General features: G+C 68.9%; 18 protein-coding genes and 1 tRNA gene. 4 read left to right on the top strand and 15 right to left on the bottom strand.

From position 1 onward, the window contains the following. Positions 1-69: 69 nt before the first annotated feature. Entirely contained in the window at positions 70-1,038 is a 969-nt protein-coding gene (locus JTJ31_RS01780; protein ID WP_236019766.1) for a Gfo/Idh/MocA family protein, read from the top strand. Here JTJ31_RS01780 and JTJ31_RS01775 read toward each other — a convergent pair. From JTJ31_RS01775 to tyrS, 3 genes are read right to left on the bottom strand one after another with little or no spacing between them, the layout of a single operon-like run. After that, entirely contained in the window at positions 1,022-2,701 is a 1,680-nt protein-coding gene (locus tag JTJ31_RS01775) for an N-acyl-D-amino-acid deacylase family protein (RefSeq protein WP_207536875.1), read from the bottom strand. The genes JTJ31_RS01780 and JTJ31_RS01775 overlap by 17 nt on opposite strands. Next, entirely contained in the window at positions 2,698-4,395 is a 1,698-nt protein-coding gene (locus JTJ31_RS01770) for an N-acyl-D-amino-acid deacylase family protein (protein ID WP_207536874.1), read from the bottom strand. Before JTJ31_RS01770 ends, JTJ31_RS01775 begins: the two co-directional genes overlap by 4 nt. A 36-nt stretch (positions 4,396-4,431) precedes the next feature. Beyond that, a complete protein-coding gene (gene tyrS, locus JTJ31_RS01765) occupies positions 4,432-5,643 on the bottom strand; it encodes a tyrosine--tRNA ligase (protein WP_207536873.1) in 1,212 nt (403 codons plus the stop codon). Between the two features lie 54 nt (positions 5,644-5,697). Between tyrS and JTJ31_RS01760 the strand changes: the two genes are divergently transcribed. After that, entirely contained in the window at positions 5,698-6,822 is a 1,125-nt protein-coding gene (locus JTJ31_RS01760; protein ID WP_207537292.1) for an anhydro-N-acetylmuramic acid kinase, read from the top strand. On the opposite strand, the gene JTJ31_RS01755 is transcribed toward JTJ31_RS01760, so the two are convergent. From JTJ31_RS01755 to JTJ31_RS01700, 12 genes are all read right to left on the bottom strand, one after another. After that, positions 6,819-7,382, bottom strand: a complete 564-nt coding sequence (locus tag JTJ31_RS01755) for a histidine phosphatase family protein (RefSeq protein ID WP_207536872.1) — start codon at positions 7,380-7,382, stop codon at positions 6,819-6,821. The two genes, JTJ31_RS01760 and JTJ31_RS01755, sit on opposite strands and share 4 nt — an antisense overlap. Continuing rightward, a complete protein-coding gene (locus JTJ31_RS01750) occupies positions 7,379-7,993 on the bottom strand; it encodes a glutathione S-transferase family protein (protein WP_207536871.1) in 615 nt (204 codons plus the stop codon). The genes JTJ31_RS01755 and JTJ31_RS01750 overlap by 4 nt, the downstream gene beginning before the upstream one ends. Next, positions 7,990-8,610, bottom strand: a complete 621-nt coding sequence (locus tag JTJ31_RS01745; RefSeq protein ID WP_236019765.1) for a glutathione S-transferase family protein — start codon at positions 8,608-8,610, stop codon at positions 7,990-7,992. Before JTJ31_RS01745 ends, JTJ31_RS01750 begins: the two co-directional genes overlap by 4 nt. Next, positions 8,610-9,230, bottom strand: a complete 621-nt coding sequence (locus JTJ31_RS01740) for a glutathione S-transferase family protein (RefSeq protein WP_207536870.1) — start codon at positions 9,228-9,230, stop codon at positions 8,610-8,612. Before JTJ31_RS01740 ends, JTJ31_RS01745 begins: the two co-directional genes overlap by 1 nt. A gap of 68 nt (positions 9,231-9,298) precedes the next feature. Next, on the bottom strand, positions 9,299-10,231 hold the full coding sequence (locus JTJ31_RS01735; protein WP_207536869.1) for a ribose-phosphate pyrophosphokinase: 933 nt from the start codon (positions 10,229-10,231) through the stop codon (positions 9,299-9,301). Between the two features lie 69 nt (positions 10,232-10,300). Continuing rightward, positions 10,301-11,164, bottom strand: coding sequence for a hypothetical protein (locus tag JTJ31_RS01730; RefSeq protein ID WP_207536868.1), 864 nt, complete (start codon positions 11,162-11,164; stop codon positions 10,301-10,303). Further along, positions 11,161-11,892, bottom strand: a complete 732-nt coding sequence (pgeF, locus tag JTJ31_RS01725; RefSeq protein WP_207536867.1) for a peptidoglycan editing factor PgeF — start codon at positions 11,890-11,892, stop codon at positions 11,161-11,163. The genes JTJ31_RS01730 and pgeF overlap by 4 nt, the downstream gene beginning before the upstream one ends. Further along, on the bottom strand, positions 11,889-12,860 hold the full coding sequence (locus JTJ31_RS01720; RefSeq protein WP_207536866.1) for an SAM-dependent methyltransferase: 972 nt from the start codon (positions 12,858-12,860) through the stop codon (positions 11,889-11,891). The genes pgeF and JTJ31_RS01720 overlap by 4 nt, the downstream gene beginning before the upstream one ends. Continuing rightward, the gene (lgt, locus tag JTJ31_RS01715) at positions 12,860-13,633 is read right to left on the bottom strand and encodes a prolipoprotein diacylglyceryl transferase (protein WP_207536865.1); all 774 of its coding nucleotides are present in this window, start codon (positions 13,631-13,633) and stop codon (positions 12,860-12,862) included. Before lgt ends, JTJ31_RS01720 begins: the two co-directional genes overlap by 1 nt. A gap of 51 nt (positions 13,634-13,684) precedes the next feature. Continuing rightward, positions 13,685-14,515 carry a penicillin-insensitive murein endopeptidase gene (mepA, locus tag JTJ31_RS01710; protein WP_207536864.1) on the bottom strand — a complete coding sequence of 277 codons (831 nt, stop codon included), beginning with the start codon at positions 14,513-14,515 and terminating at the stop codon, positions 13,685-13,687. A 28-nt stretch (positions 14,516-14,543) separates the two neighbouring features. Next, positions 14,544-14,633: transfer RNA gene (locus JTJ31_RS01705), tRNA-Ser, on the bottom strand. A gap of 44 nt (positions 14,634-14,677) precedes the next feature. Then, the gene (locus JTJ31_RS01700) at positions 14,678-16,144 is read right to left on the bottom strand and encodes an MmgE/PrpD family protein (RefSeq protein WP_236019764.1); all 1,467 of its coding nucleotides are present in this window, start codon (positions 16,142-16,144) and stop codon (positions 14,678-14,680) included. A 48-nt stretch (positions 16,145-16,192) separates the two neighbouring features. Here JTJ31_RS01700 and JTJ31_RS01695 point away from each other — a divergent pair, with 48 nt between their 5' ends. Together JTJ31_RS01695 and JTJ31_RS01690 are read left to right on the top strand one after the other, a co-directional pair. Beyond that, positions 16,193-17,158 carry a lytic murein transglycosylase gene (locus JTJ31_RS01695; RefSeq protein ID WP_207536863.1) on the top strand — a complete coding sequence of 322 codons (966 nt, stop codon included), beginning with the start codon at positions 16,193-16,195 and terminating at the stop codon, positions 17,156-17,158. Beyond that, positions 17,155-18,033 (top strand): septal ring lytic transglycosylase RlpA family protein, encoded by an 879-nt coding sequence (locus tag JTJ31_RS01690; protein WP_207536862.1) that lies wholly within the window; start codon positions 17,155-17,157, stop codon positions 18,031-18,033. The genes JTJ31_RS01695 and JTJ31_RS01690 overlap by 4 nt, the downstream gene beginning before the upstream one ends. Positions 18,034-18,052: the final 19 nt, after the last annotated feature.

The raw sequence follows: 18,052 nt of genomic DNA, 5'->3' as shown, positions 1-18,052 counted from the left end.
CCGAACCATATCCCCTTGGGGTCTCCCGCGTCCGGGATTCGGGCGGAACATGACGAGGGGAGGGGGGGGATGCAAGCCCGGTCCCCTTTCGGCTACCGGGGGGACATGAATCCCCGCATCGGCGTGATCGGCGCTGGCCATTTCGGCCGCTTCCACACCTTGAAGCTGAAGGGCCGCGGCCTGTCCGGCCTCCACGACCCGAACCCATCCCGCGCCGCCCTCGTGGCTAGCGAGGCGGGGACAGAGGCACTGGCCCTGGACGCGCTGATCGACCGATCTGACGCTGTAATCGTCGCGGCCCCGACGTCCCATCATTTCGCCCTTGCCAGCCGCGCCCTGGAGGCCGGACGCCACGTGCTGGTGGAGAAACCCATTGTTGCAACGCTTGAGGAGGCAGACGCGCTGATCGCCCTGGCAGCGCGCAAGGGTCTCGTCCTCATGGTCGGGCAGATCGAGCGTCATTCCGCGGCGATTCGCACCCTCCGGGCCGAATGCGCGGGGCGGCGCCTGCGTGCCCTAGAGGCGGTGCGAGTTGCGCCTTTCCGGCCCCGCTCGCTGGACGTGTCGGTCGTGCTGGACCTGATGATCCATGACCTCGACTTGGTACTGGCCCTCACGGGCGCGGAGCTGGCGGGGGTCGAGGCAGTAGGCGGTCGTGCAGTGAGCGAGCAGACGGATTGGGCCGTGGCCCATCTCCTTCTTACTGACGGGACGCGGGCGACCGTCACGGCAAGCCGCCTCGCTGTCGGCCTGGAGCGGCGCCTCCGCGCCCTCGGACCCGAAGGTGAACTTCGGGTGGACTTCCTGGCCCGCACCCTCGATTTCGTCGCGCCTGGCGGCGCCCAGCCCATGGAGCAACTTCCCGGCTGGGGCGTCACCAGCCGGTCATGGGTCGAGCATGACAGTCTGGAGGCCGAGCACGACGCCTTCCGTGCCGCCATCGCTGGGGCGCACCCCTATGAAGCGGATGGGAGGGCCGGGCGCGCGGCGCTGGACGCCGCGCTGCGAGTAGAAGCCGCACTCAGCGTCCGCGCCTGAGCAGCTTCCCGGGAAGTTCGCCCGTGGCACGGCCGTCCCGGTAGGTCACACGGCCTCGCTTGATCGTGGCGCGATAGCCGCGCGACCGTTGTAGGAGCCGCTTGCCCCCGGCCGGTAGGTCGTGGGCCATGAAGGGTGCCTCCAGTCCGAGCCGCGATGGGTCCAGCACGTTCAGATCGGCCAGCATGCCGGGTGTGACCACGCCACGGTCTATTAGGCCGATAGCACGAGCCGTGTCGGAGGTTTGACGCCGGATCAGTTCCTCAAGCGCAAAGCCTTGTTTCGCCCAATAATCAAGGACGTAGGTCGGAAAGCTCCCATCGGAAATGAACCCGACATGGGCGCCGCCATCGCCAAGCCCGATGATGGCATTGCGGTGCCGCATGCATTCTGCCGATGCATCAAGGGTATAGTCGGCAAAGTTCGTCAGCGGCGCGAAGATCCATCCGCCGGAGACGAGCAGATCGTAGGCTACCTCCTCCGGTGAGCGTCCTTCGCGTGCTGCTTGAGCTTCCAGGCTGGCCTCTCGTGGCGGCGCATAGTTAGGGGGATCGCCGAAGGGAAACATGCGCGCCCAGGACAATCTGGTGATCAGTGGGAAGCTGGAACCGGTAACCCGGTCTTCGGACAGAATGCGGGTGCGTAGGTCCGGGTCGCGCATCGCCGCTGCGCGCTGCTCGGGCGGAAGGTGGGCGATCTCCTTGTAGGACGGGCAGCCCGAGAACGGGTTCTGGCTTCCCTGAAGCCCGAGCAGAATGCCGATGGGCCGCGGCGGAAAGACCGGGCGGATGGAAAGCCCGTCGCTCGCCGCGCCGTCTGACAAGGCCAGCAATTCCTTCCACGCTTCCGTGCGATCATGTCGCGCGGTCAGGCTGAATAGGACCGGGCGTCCGGACGCCTCATGAATGCGGCGGACCATGGCGAATTCGGTCGCAGGATCCGGCTCGTTCCAGTCCGAGATCACTTCCAGCAGGCCGCCGCCCATGCCTCGGGTCAGCGCCAGCAACTCGGACTCCTGCGCTCGCAGCGTCGGCGTCGGATCGCCGGCGAGGGTCTTGTGGCTGATGGTGCGGCTGGTCGAGGCCCCGAAAGCGCCGGCGGCAATCGCCTCACCTGCGATGCGGCCCATGGCTTCCGCTTCCGCCTCGGTGGCGTTCTCCAACGCCAGGGCACGCTCCCCCATGACGTGGACGCGGACTGCGGCGTGCGGCAGCAGCACGCCCGTGTCCACATCGCGCGGGCGGGCCTCCAGCGCATCCAGGTATTCGGGGAAGCTCTCCCACGACCAGTTCAGCCCCTCGTGCAGCACGGGGCCGGGGATGTCCTCCACGCCTTCCATGAGGCGGATCAGCGTCTCCCGGTCCTCGGCGCGGCAAGGGGCGAAGCCGACACCGCAGTTCCCCATGAGCACGGTGGTGACGCCGTGCCAAGAGGAGGGGGCGAGGTGAGAATCCCACACCGCCTGCCCATCATAATGCGTGTGAAGGTCAACGAAGCCGGGGCAGACAACATGGCCGCTAGCGTCGATCTCCGTCTCGCCTCGGCCCGGCACGTCGCCCACCGCGACAATCATGCCATCCTTCACAGCCACATCGGCGCGGAAGCCAGGGGCGCCGGTCCCGTCCATCACGGTCCCGCCGCGGATCACAAGGTTATGGGTCATGCGCGTGTCCCCCGCACCAGCTTGCCGGACAAGGCCCCGGTCTCCTCGCCATGGCGCCGCGTGACGGCCCCAGAAACGATTGTTGCATCATAGCCCGTTGCACCCTGCACCAGCCGCTTGCCTCCGGCCGGGAGGTCGTACCGCATTTCGGGTCGATGCAGCGACAATGTTTCAAAATCAATGATATTGAGGTCTGCTTTCAGTCCGGATTTGAGAAATCCTCGGTCGCGGAGACCGATGGCATGGGCGTTGTCGGCAGAAAGGCGCTTCACTGCGAACTCCACCGGGAGGCGTCCCCCGCGCGCGCGGTCGCGCACCCAGTGGGTGAGGAGGTGAGTGGGCGCAGAGGCGTCGCAGATATAGCCGACATGTGCCCCGCCATCGCCTAAGCCCAGCAGCGTGTGCGGGTGGGTTACCATCTCGCGGATCGCGTCGAGGTTGCCGTCCGCATAGTTCAGCAGAGGCCGGTTCAGGATGGCGCGGCCGTCCTCCTCCAGCATCCAGTCATAGCAGAGATCTTCAGGGTCGCGTCCTTCGCGCCGCGCAGTCTCCAGCACCGAAGCTTCGGGGGGCGGCTCGTAATCCGGGGTTAGGCGATAGATGCGGGCGTAGTTGTTGAGGCGCGAACGCAGCGCCGGATCTTCGGTCTGCTCGGCCAGGATGCGGGCGCGGCGCGCCGGGTCGCGCAAGGCGGCGACGCGCTGGTCAATTGGAAGATGGGCGACCTCGCGATAACCAGCGCGGGTCAGGAAGGGGTGCTGCGACAGCTCCCAGCCGAACATCAGGCCGACCGGCCGGCCCATGACCTGGCCGGTGACGCGAATGCCCTCCGCATTCGCTTCTGAAACGCGGTCCAGCAGCCAGCGCCAGAAATCGGGACGGGATTCGCGCTGGAGGAGCGAGAAAGTCATGGGGCGCCCCGCCAGCCGCACGACACGGGTCAGGCGCTCCCACTCCTCCTCCGCTGGATCATCGAAATCAGAGATGACTTGGAGCCAGCCGCCGCCGAGGGCCCTGCCAATCTCAGCCAGCTCGATCTCGGCCGCGCCGAGGGTGGGGGTCGGCTCCCCTGCCAGCGTCTTGTGGGCGATGGCGCGGGAGGTGGAGAAACCCAGCGCCCCTGCTGCAATGCCCTCGCGCGCCAGCCGTGCCATCTCGGCGCGGTCGGCCTCGGTGGCAGGCTCACGTTCGAAGCCGCGCCGTCCCATCACGTGCACGCGGAGCGCTGCGTGCGGAACCTGGGCGGCGATGTCCATGTCGTAGGGGCGTGAATCGAGCGCGTCGAGGTAGTCGGGGAAGCTTTCCCAGTTCCAGGGCAGGCCCTCGGTCAGCACCACCTCCGGCAGATCCTCAACCCCCTCCATGAGGGCGACCAGCATGTCGCGATGCTCGGGCCGGCAGGGCGCGAAGCCGACGCCGCAGTTGCCGAGAAGCGCTGTGGTGACGCCATGCAGGGAGGAGGAGAGGATCTTCGAGGTCCAGGTGGCCTGGGCGTCGTAATGGGTGTGGATGTCCACGAAGCCAGGGGTGACCAGGCGTCCCTTGGCCTCGATCACCTCCACGCCGCGCGGGATGGACAGGTTCCGGCCGATGGCAGCGATGCGGTCGCCCGAAAGCGCGATATCGGCGTCGTAGGGCGGCGCACCGGTGCCATCCACCAGCGTTCCGCCCCGGATCACGAGAGTCGGCTCCATGTTTCCTCCGGTACTTTGGCCGGAGGATAGACCCCTTTAGCCCGCCTTCACCAGAACGTGCCGCTTGCGCCCGGCCGAGAGCTTGGCCGGCCCCTCCACGATCAGCGCCGGATCGGAAATCGGCGCGTCGTCCAGGCGGACCCCATTCTGGGCGATCAGCCTCCGAGCCTCGCCCTTCGAGGCGCAGAGCTTCGCCTCGACCAGCAGGTCGAGCAGCGGGGCGGGCAGGGGGTGGGTGATGCTGGGGAGGGTTTCCGCGGCCTCGCCCTGCTCGAAGGCACGCCGTGCCGTCTCCGCCGCTTCCTCCGCCGCGGCGCGGCCGTGCAGAAGGGCGGTGGCCTCCGTCGCCAGGACCTTCTTCGCCTCATTGATCTCCGCGCCGCTCAACGAGCCCAGGCGCCGGACCTCTGCCATCGGCAGGTCGGTGAAGAGGGCGAGGAAGCGGCCGACATCAGCATCCTCGGCATTGCGCCAGTACTGCCAGTAGTCGTAGGGGCTCAGCCGGTCGGGGTTCAGCCAGACCGCGCCGCCCGCCGTCTTGCCCATCTTGGCGCCCGACGCCGTGGTGATGAGCGGCGCGGTGAGGCCGTGGACCACCGTGTTGTTCATGCGCCGGACGAGGTCCGCGCCCATGACGATGTTGCCCCATTGGTCGGAGCCGCCCATCTGCAGCGTCACGCCGTGGCGCTTGTGAAGCTCCACGAAGTCGTAGCTCTGCAGAAGCATGTAGTTGAATTCGATAAAGGACAGCGGCTGGTCGCGCTCCAGCCGCAGCCGCACGCTGTCCATGCTCAGCATCCGGTTGACGCTGAAATGCCGCCCGACCTCGCGCAGGAAGGGGATGTAGCGCAGCTCGTCCAGCCATTCGGCATTGTCGAGCATGATCGCCTTGCCCGGCCCCTCGCCGAATTCGAGGAAACCGTCGAAGGCGCGGCGAATGCCCGCCTTGTTCTCTTCGATCCGTTCCTCGGTGAGGATCTGCCGCGTTTCGTCGCGGCCCGAGGGGTCGCCGATCTTGGTCGTGCCCCCGCCCATCAGAACCACCGGGCGATTGCCCGTCCTGGCCAGCCAGCGCAGCAGCATGATCTGGACGAGGTGGCCGACATGCAGGCTGTCCGCCGTCGCGTCGAACCCGATATACCCCGTCACCGGGCCAGCACGCAGCGACGCCCGCAGCGCCTCCGCATCCGTAACCTGATGGACGAAGCCCCGCTCCGTCACGACGTCGAGAAAATCCTGCCCGCTCATTCCAAACCCCGCCCGATGGCGCAAAGACCGCGGCGGTAGCACAATGCGGGGATGCTGAGAATCATCGGGACGATGAGCGGCACCTCGCTGGACGGGGTGGATGCTGCCTGGGTCGAGACAAACGGCGAAAAAGTCGCCCAGCTTGGCCCCGCCATCACAGTCCCCTACGAGCCTGCCCTGCGCCGCGACCTGCGTCGCCTCCTCGAATTGGCGCCCGGCCTTTCGCCCGGTGACCCCTTCTTGCGCGACTGCGAGGCGCGGCTGACCGAGCGCCACGCCGCGGCGATCAACCGCATCGCCCTGGATGGCCAGCGCGCAGGGCTGCTGGTGCCGGAACTGGCGGCCTTCCACGGCCAGACAATCCTGCACCGCCCGCGCCAGCCGGGCGACGCTGATGGGGCAGAGGGTCGCACCTGGCAGATCGGCGATGCCGCCGCGCTCTCCCGCCTGACCGGCCTGTCGATCGCCCATGATTTCCGCTCGGCGGACGTGGCGGCGGGCGGGCAGGGTGCGCCGCTGGTGCCAATCGCCCACGCAGCGCTGGCCCATGCCCTGCCGAAGCCGCTCGCGGTGCTGAACCTGGGCGGGGTCGGCAATGTCACCTTCCTGGGCAGTGACGGCACGCTCCTCGCCTTCGACACGGGGCCGGCGAACGGGCCGCTCGATGACTGGGCGCGGCGTTCGGCCGGGCGGGACTACGACCGGGACGGGAACCTCGCCTTGGCCGGGCAGGCGGATGGTGCAGTGCTGGGGCGGCTGATGAACCATCCCTTCCTGGCCCAGCCCCCGCCCAAGTCCCTGGATCGGTTGGATTTCGACCGCGCGCTGCGCGATGCCGGAGCGCATGAACTGTCACCGCAGGATGGTGCCGCTACCCTGGTCGCCTTCGCGGCGATCTGCGTCGCTGCTGCCGCACGGCATTTCCCCGAGCCGCCTCTGCAATGGCTGGTAGCCGGCGGCGGGCGCCGCAACCCGGCCATGATGCGCGCCCTTGCCGCTACCCTGGCCGAGCCTGTGCGGCCCGTCGAGGTCGCGGGCTGGAACGGCGATGCGCTGGAGGCGCAATGCTTCGCCGTGCTGGCGGCCCGCACGGCACGCGGCCTGCCGATCAGCTTTCCCGGCACGACCGGCGCACCTGAGCCGATGAGGGGCGGAAGGATCCTGGGCGGCCTGCTTTAGCCCGAGAGGTCGGCTGGGTTGAGGCGCCAGCCATTCCCGTTCGGTTCACACCATAGTGGCAAGGCGTTCGGCGTGCGGACATTGGGCTCCAGCCCCGCCTCGTAGCGGAAGGCGCGGAACAGCGCGCCATGCGCCACCACCAGGACGGGGCCGGGAAGGGCGGTGGCACGGTTGATCGCCCGCGCCGTGCGGGCGCGGAGGTCAGCGAAGGGCTCGCATCCCTCGGGCGTGAAGTCGCCCCGGATCCAGTCATCGTACCAATCGCCCATCGGCTGCCCCTCCTGCTCCCCAAAGGCGACCTCCATCAGTTCAGGGTCCAGGGCGCCGATGGGTAGGTTGAGCGCCTTCGCCACCACCTCTGCCGTGACCCGGGCGCGGGAAAGGGGCGAGGAGACGATCGTGACGATGCCCTGCCCCACCAGCGCGCGGGCCGCGCGCTCCGCCTGCAACATCCCGATCTCATTCAGCGGGATGTCGGTCTGACCCTGAGACCGGCCTTCGGCGTTCCAGTCGGTCTCGCCGTGGCGGAGGAACCAGAAGGGGACAGGGTTAAGGCTCACGTGGCGAATCCTTCGGCGGTCAGGGCGTCCCGCAGGGCGGGCAGGGCGAAGAAGCGGCGGCGATGCGCCATCAGCGCTTCGGGCGGTGCGATGCCCAGAAAGCCCCCCAGCACTGTCAGCAAGGCGAGCGAGCAATCGGCTGCGGTTGGCGTGCCGCCCACCGCCCAGCCCCGCCCTTCGATGCGAGAACCGGCATAGACGAGCGCGAGGTCGGCGCGCGCAAGGGCAGCGCTTCTAATGCCTTCCTCAGCGGGCGCCGGGCCGAAGCGGCCAGGGTCGAACCCTGGCAGGAAGGCGCCTGGAACCGTCCAGGCAACCCAAGCGAGCCACTCCATCACTTGCCAGCGCTCCGCGCGAGACGTGCCGAGGAGGTTGGAGTCCGGGAACATCTCGCCGAGCGCCATGAGGATGGCGGGCGTCTCTGTCAGAGCCATCCCGCCCTCAAGCTCGAGGACGGGCACCTGTCCCTTGGGATTCAGGGCAATGAACTCGGGGCTTCGGGCGTCGCCAGCGCGCAGGCTGATCTCCCGCACCTCCCCCGGCATGCCGCACATCGCAAAGGCGAGGCGCGCGGCGAGGGAGGAGGTGCGCGGCGAAACCCAAAGGATCAAGCCAAGCCCTCGCGCTGCAGGGCGCGCTGGACGGAGGGACGCGCCCGCATCGACGCGTAATGCGCTGCCAGACGGCCCGGAAGCTCCATCTTGAGCCGCTCCGCTGCCCAGAAGGAGATATAGAAGGGTGCGGCATCGCCGAAGGAGAAGCTGTCGGCGAAGAAGTCCCGGCCCTCCAGCGCGGCGTCGAGGTTCTTCAGCCCCTTGGTGAAGATCTCCGTCCCGCGTGCCTTCACGGCCTCGTGATCAGCCTCGCTCGGCGCGAAGTTCACCGGGCGGAAGATGCGGGAGAAGCCCTGCATGTGCACCGTGGCCACGGCGTAATCCGTCGCCTCGATCGCCCGTGCCACCGCGTCGGCGCTGTCCGGCATCAGACCGGCCTTCGGGTAGCTGGCAGCCAGCCAGAAGGCGATGGCCGGAAACTCGGTGAGGACCGAGCCATCCTCGCGCGCCAGGGTCGGCACCTTGGATTTCGGGTTCACCGAGGTGAACTCGGGCTTGAACTGCGCCCCCTCGCGGAGATTGGTCATCACTGCCTCGAAGGGCGCGCCGATCTCTTCCAGCAGCATATGGATGCCGAGCGAGCACGCGCCGGGCGAGTAGTAAAGCTTCATCATTAGGTAATTCCCTCGCGCTTCATCGCCCGCTCGACAGCCGGGCGGTCCTTCATGGCCTTGAAATGCGCCTTGAGGCGGGGCGGCAATTCCAACCCTGCGCGGCCCGCCGCCCAGTTCTCGATGAAGAACAGCGCGCAATCGGCGATGCTGTAGCCGGTGGGCAGCAGCCAAGTACCGCCCTTCCACATCTTCTCGATCGTCTCCAGGTAGCCGGTCGCGAGCTCCTTGCCCTTGGCGACGATTCGCGCCTCGTCCTCGGCGTCGCGCGCGAAGTTGCTGGGGCGGAGGATGCGGGTGAAACCCTGCGGATGGACCGTGCCGCACAGGTAGTCCATCCATTCGAGGCAGCGCGTCTCCGCCTCGAACTCCACAGGGATCAGGTTGGACATCGGGTTCGCCTTGGCGAGCCACCAAGCGATGACCGGCCATTCAGTCAGGACCGTCCCGTCGTCGCGCCTCAGCGCCGGAACCTTGGCCTTCGGGTTGATGGTTAGATATTCCGGCTTCCGGTTCGACCCGTCGCGCGTCGAGACCAGCTCGGTCTCGAACGGCCTGCCGATTTCTTCCAGGATGACGTGAATCCCGAGCGAGCAGGCGCCCGGCGAATAATAGAGCTTCATGGTCCGCTGCTGCCTCCGAAACCCTCAACCTGCCATAGCCGTCCCGGCGCGGGGGCGGAAGCCGGGCCTCAGTCGAAGAGCGAGGAAACGGAGGCCTCTTCGCTGATCCGGCGCATCGCCTCGGCCAGAAGCGGGGCGATGGGGATCTGGCGGATGTTCTCCGCCTGCTGCACCGCCTCGGTCGCCGCGATGGAGTCGGTCACCACCATCGCCTCGATCGGCGCATCGGCGATGCGCTGCACGGCAGCCCCCGACAGCACACCATGGGTCACATAGGCCGAGACGGAGCGGGCGCCGTTCTTCATCAACGCCGCGGCGGCATTGCAATGCGTCCCGCCGCTGTCGCAAATGTCGTCGATGATGATGCAGTCGCGGCCCGACACGTCGCCGATCACGTTCATCACCTCCGAAACGCCCGCCTGCGGGCGCCGCTTATCGATGATCGCAAGGTCGGTATTCAGGCGCTGGGCGATCACGCGGGCACGGACCACGCCGCCCACGTCGGGCGAGACGATCATCAGGTCGCGCCCCGCATAGCGGCTCTGGATGTCGCGCGCGAAGAGCGGCGCGGCGTAGAGATTGTCCACCGGGATGTCGAAGAAGCCTTGGATCTGCCCCGCGTGCAGGTCCAGGGTCAGCACCCGGTCCGCCCCGGCCTGGGTGACGAGGTTGGCAACGAGCTTGGCGCTGATCGGGGTGCGCGGCCCACTCTTCCGGTCCTGCCGAGCGTAGCCGAAATACGGCACCACCGCCGTCACCCGCCGCGCCGAGGAGCGGCGCAGCGCGTCCAGCGTGATCAGCAGCTCCATCAGGTGGTCGTTGGCGGGATAGGAAGTGGACTGGATGACGAACACGTCCTCGCCGCGGATATTCTCGTGGATCTCCACGAAGATTTCCATGTCGGCGAAGCGGCGCACCGAGGCGTCGGTCAGCTTCAGCCCGAGTATGTCGGCGACGGCCTGTGCGAGTGGCCGGTTGCTGTTGCAGGCGACAATCTTCATCGGGTGGGCGCTTTTCCTTGCGGGGCCTCGGGCGGCACGGCGGACGGATACAGGCGCCGCGCCGGGCCTTCAACCGGGGGACGAAGCATTGCGGATAATCTCCAGGATGCCGCCGGCAGCCTCCTGAGAGGCCGCATAGGCAACATCGCCCCAGAAGCGGTCGAGAGATCCGGCGCGGACCTCATTCAACTGAAGAACCCGTCCTAGTTCGTGCCCGTCCCGGCGGGAGACGATCCACTGGATCTCCACTCGCTGGTTGCCGGGCGTGCCGGGAACCACCGAGACCTCGGCCGTGACGGCGTGGTTCGCACCCTCTGCCACGTCCTGCACGACATAGCCGCGGGAGGACAGGAACTCCCGCACCCGGTTGGTCAGGGCGTTGTTGCCATCGCCCGGTGCGCCCCGCACCGGGATCAGGCGCAGACGGGGCGGTCCGCTTGCGATGGCGTCCGGCGTGGCGCTGGCTCGCGCCGCCTGGATGCCGAGGAGGATCTGGGTCACCCGGGGGGCACCCTGGGCCGCGATCGCGCGAAGGGTAGCGGTGTCCTCCGCGGCCCAATCGCGCGTAGGAACCGGGGTCGTGGAGACGGCGCCCTGCTCCCGCCCATCGGCATCGGTGACGATGAGGCGCGGCCGCACCGTACCCCCCGATGCTTCCGCGCGCACCATGAGCCGCCAATCCAGTGGAAGCGGTGTTTCGGTCGCCGCCGCCGGCACGTCCTGCGCTTGCAGGGCCGAAGCAAGTTCCTCGGCGACAAGCCGCGCTCCGGCATCGCTCAACATCGCCTCAGGCGGAGGAGGCACGGCGATGCGGACGGCCAGTGGGACGGACAGGCGCGGCGCCAGCCCGCCCGGCCGACCGCGATGGGGGCGCGGAATATCGGCGCAGGCGGCCAGCACGCCCAGCGCGCTCAGCAGAAAGGCGCGCCTCATGCCATGATCGCCGAGATCTGGTGGCCGAGCGGCCCGCCACCCGCCAGGGTCCGGCGGCGATGCGAGAAGAACCGCGCCTCGTCGGTCAGCGTGTCCATTCCCATCAGCGCCACGTCCGCGATGCCGGCGAGGCGCGACGCGCAGTATCCCGCCAGATCGAACTGCCAATGGTCCGCATCGCGGCCGGAAGCGAGGAATTCGAGGCTTCCGACTGCCTGGTACACGTCGCGCCCCACCTCGTAGGAGGGCTGAGCGATGCAGGGGCCGACCACGGCGCGGATGCGGGCGCGCTGGGCGCCAAGTTCCTCCATGGCGGCCAAGGTGGCCTCCAGGATGCCGCCCACGGCACCGCGCCAGCCGGCATGGGCGGCACCAACCACCCGCGCCTCCGGGTCCGCGAGCAGAACCGGCGCGCAATCGGCTGTTATGACGCCAAGCGCCACATCCGGCTCGGCGCAAACCATCGCGTCGGCTTCGGGCACCACGTCCCAGCCTGATGCGGCATCCACGGCGCGAGCGCCATGGACTTGGCGCAGCGCCCTCAGCGCACCGGCCCCGAGGGCGACGCGCACCCTTTCCCGGTTCTCCCTGACCGCCGCCGGGTCATCCTCGCTTCGGAGACCACAATTGAGACTGGCATAGGCACCCGTGGAAACCCCGCCGCGTCGGGTGAAAAACCCATGAGAGAAGCTGGAAAGAGAGGGATGGGTCAGGAACTCGAGTGTCACTCGTGGAACCCCTCCAGGGGTGGCAGGCCCGGGTGAGTCAGGGCCAAGGATTTGAACAATCGCCCCATGCCCTCCGGCGCAACGAGGCGCTGCGCCGCACCGAGCAGGTTGCGGGCATGGAAGGGCTCGGCACGCGCCAGCATGGCGGAACGTGAGACAAGGCCGAGCCGCTGGAGAAACAGCCCCATGGGGACTGGACCTTGCGCCTTCGCGCCCACCGCTGCCGCGGCGAAGGCGGCGAAGTCCACGTGGGCCGTGACGTCCACGGCCCCGGGCTCAGCGAGCGGGTCGGACGGCTTGCCAGCCTTCATCGCCTGGAGGCTGTCCCCGAACGCGCTTTCGGCTGGGCCGTAATCGATGAAGAGCGCCACGCCGCCCTCGCGCGACAGCCGTGCGCCAAGATGGGCAGCGATGGAAAGGGCCGGTTCGCAGCGTTCTTTCACGCTGCCTTCCGCCGCCTCGCCCCAATCTTCCTCGGATGGGCGTTCGATGAAGCGGCCCTCGGAGACCCAGCGTTCCATCCAGGTGCGACCGCGGCGGATGAACTGGCGGATGGGAAGCGCGTCCAGGAACTCGTTGCCCAGCAGGATCAGCGGACCACCCGGCAGATCCTCGACCCGGTCGTGAAAGGCAGCGATGCGGGCCCCGAGGCGGCCCTTCTGCATGGCCCGCAGCACCGGCGAGGTCTCGACCAAGTGGATCTCGGCCGCCGAGGCGAAGGCGGGGACCATCTGCCCGACGGCGCGCAAGGCATCCTGGATCAGCGTGCCGCGGCCGGGGCCGCATTCCGCCCACACCACGCGCGCGGGCCGCCCCATCGCCTCCCACGCAAGAGCGGACCAAAGGCCAAGGCACTCGCCGAAAGCCTGGGTCATCTCCGGCGCAGTGGTGAAGTCCGCGCCAATCCCGGCGCCATGGCCGTAATAGGCCGCGGAGGCGCGGGCGAGGAATGCGTCCAGCCGCTCCATCAATCGACACGCCGCGCGCGGAGCATCAGGAAGAGCCCGACCGCGACCATGGGAATCGACAAGAGCTGGCCCATGGTCGCGCCGCCGATGAGAAAGCCCAGATGCGCGTCCGGCTCGCGGAACATCTCACCGACCAAGCGCGCGACGCCGTATCCGGCCACCATCGCGCCGGACAGGAAGCCGCGCCGGGCACGGATGCCGGGCGTGAACCAGAGCGCCCAGAGCACGGCAGACAGGGCAAGCCCTTCCAGCCCCGCCTGATAAAGCTGCGAGGGGTGGCGGGGAACGCCGAGCGGGTCATGCGGAAACACCATCGCCCATGGAACGTCGGAGGGCCGGCCCCACAACTCGCCATTTACGAAATTCGCCAGCCGGCCAAAGAAGATGCCGATGGGCACGACCACCGTGACCCGGTCGGTGAAGAGAAGCATGTCCAGCTTGTTGCGGCGGGTGAAGATCCAGGTCGCGATGATCACGCCCAGCGCGCCGCCGTGGAAGCTCATTCCGCCTTGCCAGAGCGCCAGCGCTTCCAACGGGTTCTGAAGGTAGTAGCCGGGACGGTAGAACAGAACGTAGCCGAGACGCCCACCCAGGATGATACCGACTGTGACCCAGGTCACGTAATCGTCCAGCTGCTGGGCGGTGGCTGCACGCGGCTCAGCCTCCACGAGGCGCCGCGCCACGCGCCAGCCGATGATGATGCCGGCGATATAGGCCAGCGCATACCAGCGAATGGCGAAGGGTCCGATCTGGAGCGCGACGGGGTCGATCATGCGCGGGCAGGCGTAGCCCGGTCCGGTCCTGGGAGGAAGCCGCGCCCGGCCTCAGCGTGCGCGGAATACGGGACCGCAGGCAGCTGGCAGGGCAGGGGGCGGGCCGGGTGTACGAGGCGGGGAAGGGGGACGGCGCGCCTCATCGCTCAGCCACCAGTCCAGGGAGGCGTCGCAGCCATCCCCGGCGGGAATGGGTGGCGCCTCCTGGCATTCCGCGCTCCCTGCGGGGCAGCGCATGCGGACATGCATGTGGCTGTCATGTCCGCGCCAAGGCCGCACCCGTCGCAGCCACGTCTCTCCACCATGGACGGCGCAGAGCGAACGCTTGATGCCGTGATTCACCAGCACCCGGTCCACGTTGGGCAGCTCAGCCGCCAGCCGGATCAGCCTAGCATGGGCCGCCGTGAAGCGATTCGGGTCCACCCCGGACTGATCCGGAACGACAAGCGACGCGACCGGCCAATCCTCACGCTGCGCGCGGGAGAGAGGCGCGCGCGGGTTGACGTCGAGCCAAACATCGAAATCCAGCCCGGATTGATGGCTGGCGTGGCCGTAGGGAAGCGGGCCACCACGGGGCTGCGCGACATCGCCGATCAACAGATCCGGCAGCCCGACGCTCCGCGCCCGTCGCGCCAGGGTGCGGATGGAGCGGATCGTCTCGGGATGGCCCCAATTGCGGTTGCGCGACAGGCGCACGGCCTGCCAGCCCGGCCCCTCCGTGGGCAGCGCCTCCCCACCCGCAAGGCAGCCGAGTGAGGTGGTTCCGATCACCCGCGCTGGACCGGCTGAAGGTCCCTGGTGCGCCGCCCAGGACGAGGCCGGCTGGGCAAAGGCTGGCCCCGCCGCAAGAGCCAGGATCAGGGCGAGGGCGAAGGGACGCATGGGGGAAGGGCCTCGGGCGAGAGCGGTCTGGCGGGCAGGGTGGGATTCGAACCCACGGTGGGCGTGAACCCACGCCGGTTTTCAAGACCGGTGCCTTAAACCGCTCGGCCACCTGCCCAGGCGCGAAGGCTTAGGACGCTGCGCGCGTCCTGCCCAGGCCCCTTACTCCCCCGCGAGGCGGACGGGCTGCAACGGCGCGCCCAGGCGCAGCATCGCATGCACATCTGGCGCGGTGGCGAGGGTCAGGATCGCATCGGCCAGCTGTACCGCGCGCTCATGCCCGAGCACGGCATCCGCGAGGCCATGGAACTTCGCGCGAAGCTCCTCCTCCGTCAGGAAGTTCGACGGCTCGCCCTTCGGCACCTTCACGAACTTGGTGAAGACTTGGCCGCGGGCCCGGACCGTCAGCTTGCCGGACATATTTGCCGGGAACTCGGCCTGCACCTCCGGATCTTCCTCGGTCGTGACCTTGGGCATCAGGGTGCGAAGCTCGGCCTCATCCATGCGCGCATAGCTGTCCCAGCCGAAATGCCCGTGCGCCAGGGCGCAGGACACGACGAATGGACCGGAGAACTGGCCGTCCACTACGTTCTTAGGGTGCTGCTTGTATTCCAGCGGAGCGCCAACCAGCAGCATGCCCTTGTTGGGAAGGCCCATGGTGACGGACTCGATTTCGTCCGCCTTCAGCCCGTGCTCGGCGCGCAGCGCCAGGGCGGCATCCACGCAGGCATGGCCGTAGCGGCAGGACGGATACGGCTTCACCGCCGTCTCCATCAGCTCGTACTCCTCGCCGAGGCCGCGCAACGCGCGCTCCGGGGTGGGGTTCGGGGCGTAGGCGCGCAGGAAGCCGGCCTTGCCCTCCAGCGCCTCGGCGGCGCCGCGGAAGCCTTCGCGCGCCGTCAGAGCCGCGGCCAGCCCGGCCATCGAGGCCCAACCCACCTGGAAGCGCTTGGTCCAGGCGCCATTGGCCAGGAACTGCAACGATCCGGCCGCCTGGGACAGGGCGATGCCCAGCGCATCCTCGATCTGCGCGGCGGAAAGCCCGAGCACGCGCCCCGCCGCGGCGGCCGCGCCGAAGGCGCCGCAGGTCGCGGTGGGGTGGTAGCCGCGGTCGTAGTGGTCACCCGCCGGCATGGCGACGGAAAGGCGGTTGGTCACCTCATACCCTGCCACCACGGCGGCGATGACATCCGCACCCTTCGCGCCGGAGATCTCGGCCGCCGCCAGCGCCGCCGGGATGACCGGGGCGCCCGGGTGCAGCGTCCCGGCCGCATGCGTGTCGTCGAAATCCAACGAATGGGCGAATGCGCCATTCAGCAACGCGGCGCCGAGCGGCGAGACGCGCGCGGCCTCGCCCAGCACGGCGTGCTGGCCCTGCATCAGCCCCATCGCGCGCGCCGCGGCGAGGAGAGGGGCACTGCTCTCCGCATCGTGCCGGCCCCGCAGCATATTTCCCGCGAGGTCGAGGATCAGGAAGCGAGTCCGCGCCTCCACCTCGGCCGGGAGGTCGGCGTGGCCGATGCCGGCAGCATAGGCGGCGAAACGTTGCGTGAGCGCGACCATGGGCGGGTTCCTCCGTTCGCCGCGCAAGGTGCGCCAGCCCTGCCCGGAGATCAACACGTGCGCCATGCAGTGTTCCGTTGCCGCCCTCGCCGGAGCGTGGCAGGAAGTCGCCCCATGTTGACCCGACGTGCCCTGGCCGCCCTTCCCCTGGCGGCGGCGGCGAGCCCCGCCCTGGCCCAGGGCTCCTTTGCATCCTTCCTTGAGGGCGTGCGCACCGAGGCGCGGCGCGCCGGCGTTTCGCAGCAGACGCTCAACCGCGCCTTTGCCAATCTCCGTCCCAATGACCGGGTTCTGGAGCTGGACCGCCGCCAGGCCGAATTCACCCAGACCTGGACGCAGTATCGTGACGCGCGCCTCTCAACGACGCGGATCGAGAATGGCCGCCGCGCCTTCGCGGAGAACCGGGCCCTTCTCCAGGCCATCCATTCCCGCTTCAGGGTGGATCCGCGCGCGGTGGTGAGCATCTGGGGGATGGAGACCTCCTACGGGGGCTTCACCGGCAATTTCAACGTGATCGAGGCGCTTGCGACCCTGGCCTGGGAAGGCCGCCGCGCCGCCTTCTTCCGTGCTGAGCTCCTTGCTGCCCTTCGCATCCTGGATGCCGGCAACATCAGCGTGGAGCGGATGCGCGGCTCCCATGCCGGCGCCATGGGACACCCGCAGTTCATGCCGACCTCCTTCGAGAGGCTTGCGGTGGATTTCGATGGAGACGGTCGCAAGGACATCTGGGACAGCCGCGCCGACGCGCTGGGCTCCATTGCCAATTACCTGTCCCGCTCCGGCTGGCGAGACGGCGAGCCCTGGGGCTTCGAGGTCGCGGTCCCGCAGAGCCTAAGCGTCGAGGGGCTGGACCACCGCACCATGCGGACCATGGTGGACTGGGCGCGCGTCGGGGTACGGCAATGGGATGGCAGCCTGCTGCCAGGATATGAAGGAGAGTGGGCCTTGGTGGTTCCCGGCTACTCGCGCGGCGAGGGGCAGAGCTTCATCGTCGGTCGCAACTTCATGGCCATCCGGCGCTACAATCCGTCGAATTTCTACGCGACCGCGGTAGGGATGCTGGCGGACCGCGTGGGATGAGGCGCCGAATCGCGGGGCTCGCCGCACTCGCGCTCCTGGCCTCCTGCGGCCGGACGCCGCCGCCCGGGCCTGAGCCCCGTCCGCGCTACGTGGTCGGCGAGGGCTACAGCCTCGGCGGGCAGTGGTCCTACCCACGGGAGGACTGGAGCCTCGACCAAGCCGGAATCGCCGAGATCATGCCGCGGCGCTCCGGGCTGACCGCGAATGGCGAACGGCACGACGCTACCGCGCTGGTGGCGGCCCACCGCACCCTGCCGCTGCCGTCCATCGTGACCGTCACCAACCTGGAAAACGGGCGAAGCCTGCGCGTGCGCGTCCATGACCGGGGTCCGGAACGGGCAGGGCGCGTCATCGCCGTGTCGCCTCGCGCGGCGGAACTCCTCGGGGCCCGCGGACTGTTCCAGGCGCGGGTGACGGCGGACCAGGGCGCCTCCCGCCTCGCAGGATCCGGGCTGGAGGGGCATGCGCCCGCCTTGGCCATCGCCACCGCGCCGGTCGGCCGCGTCGAGCGGGAATCCCTGGCCGCGCCGGAGGGCGCTCGCGTGGCCGCGCCGCGCGCCGAGACCATCCGCCCCGCCGTTGCCACGGAAGCGGCCGCCACGGCCTCGCCGCCAGAGCGCCTACCCGAACAGGTCACCCAGGGCGTTCCCATGCCCGGCCGGCTGTGGGTCGAGGCTGGTAGCTTTTTCCGCGCCGATTTCGCCCGGACCCAGGCTGCGCGCCTCGGCATGCGGGCAGAACCCTTCGGCCTGCCGGGCCGGCAACAGGTCTGGCGCGTTCGCGGCGGCCCCTATGCCACGCTGCCGGAAGCCGATGAGGCCTTCGCCCGTGCCCTGCGTGCGGGTCAGCAAGATCTCCGACTTGTGGTGGAGTAGCCGGGCGGCGTAAGCCTCC

This window comes from Sabulicella rubraurantiaca, assembly GCF_017355885.1.
GTDB lineage: Bacteria > Pseudomonadota > Alphaproteobacteria > Acetobacterales > Acetobacteraceae > Roseococcus > Roseococcus rubraurantiacus.
The sequence above is the reverse complement of the archived record's forward strand: the minus strand, read 5'-3'. Positions and strand labels throughout refer to the sequence as shown.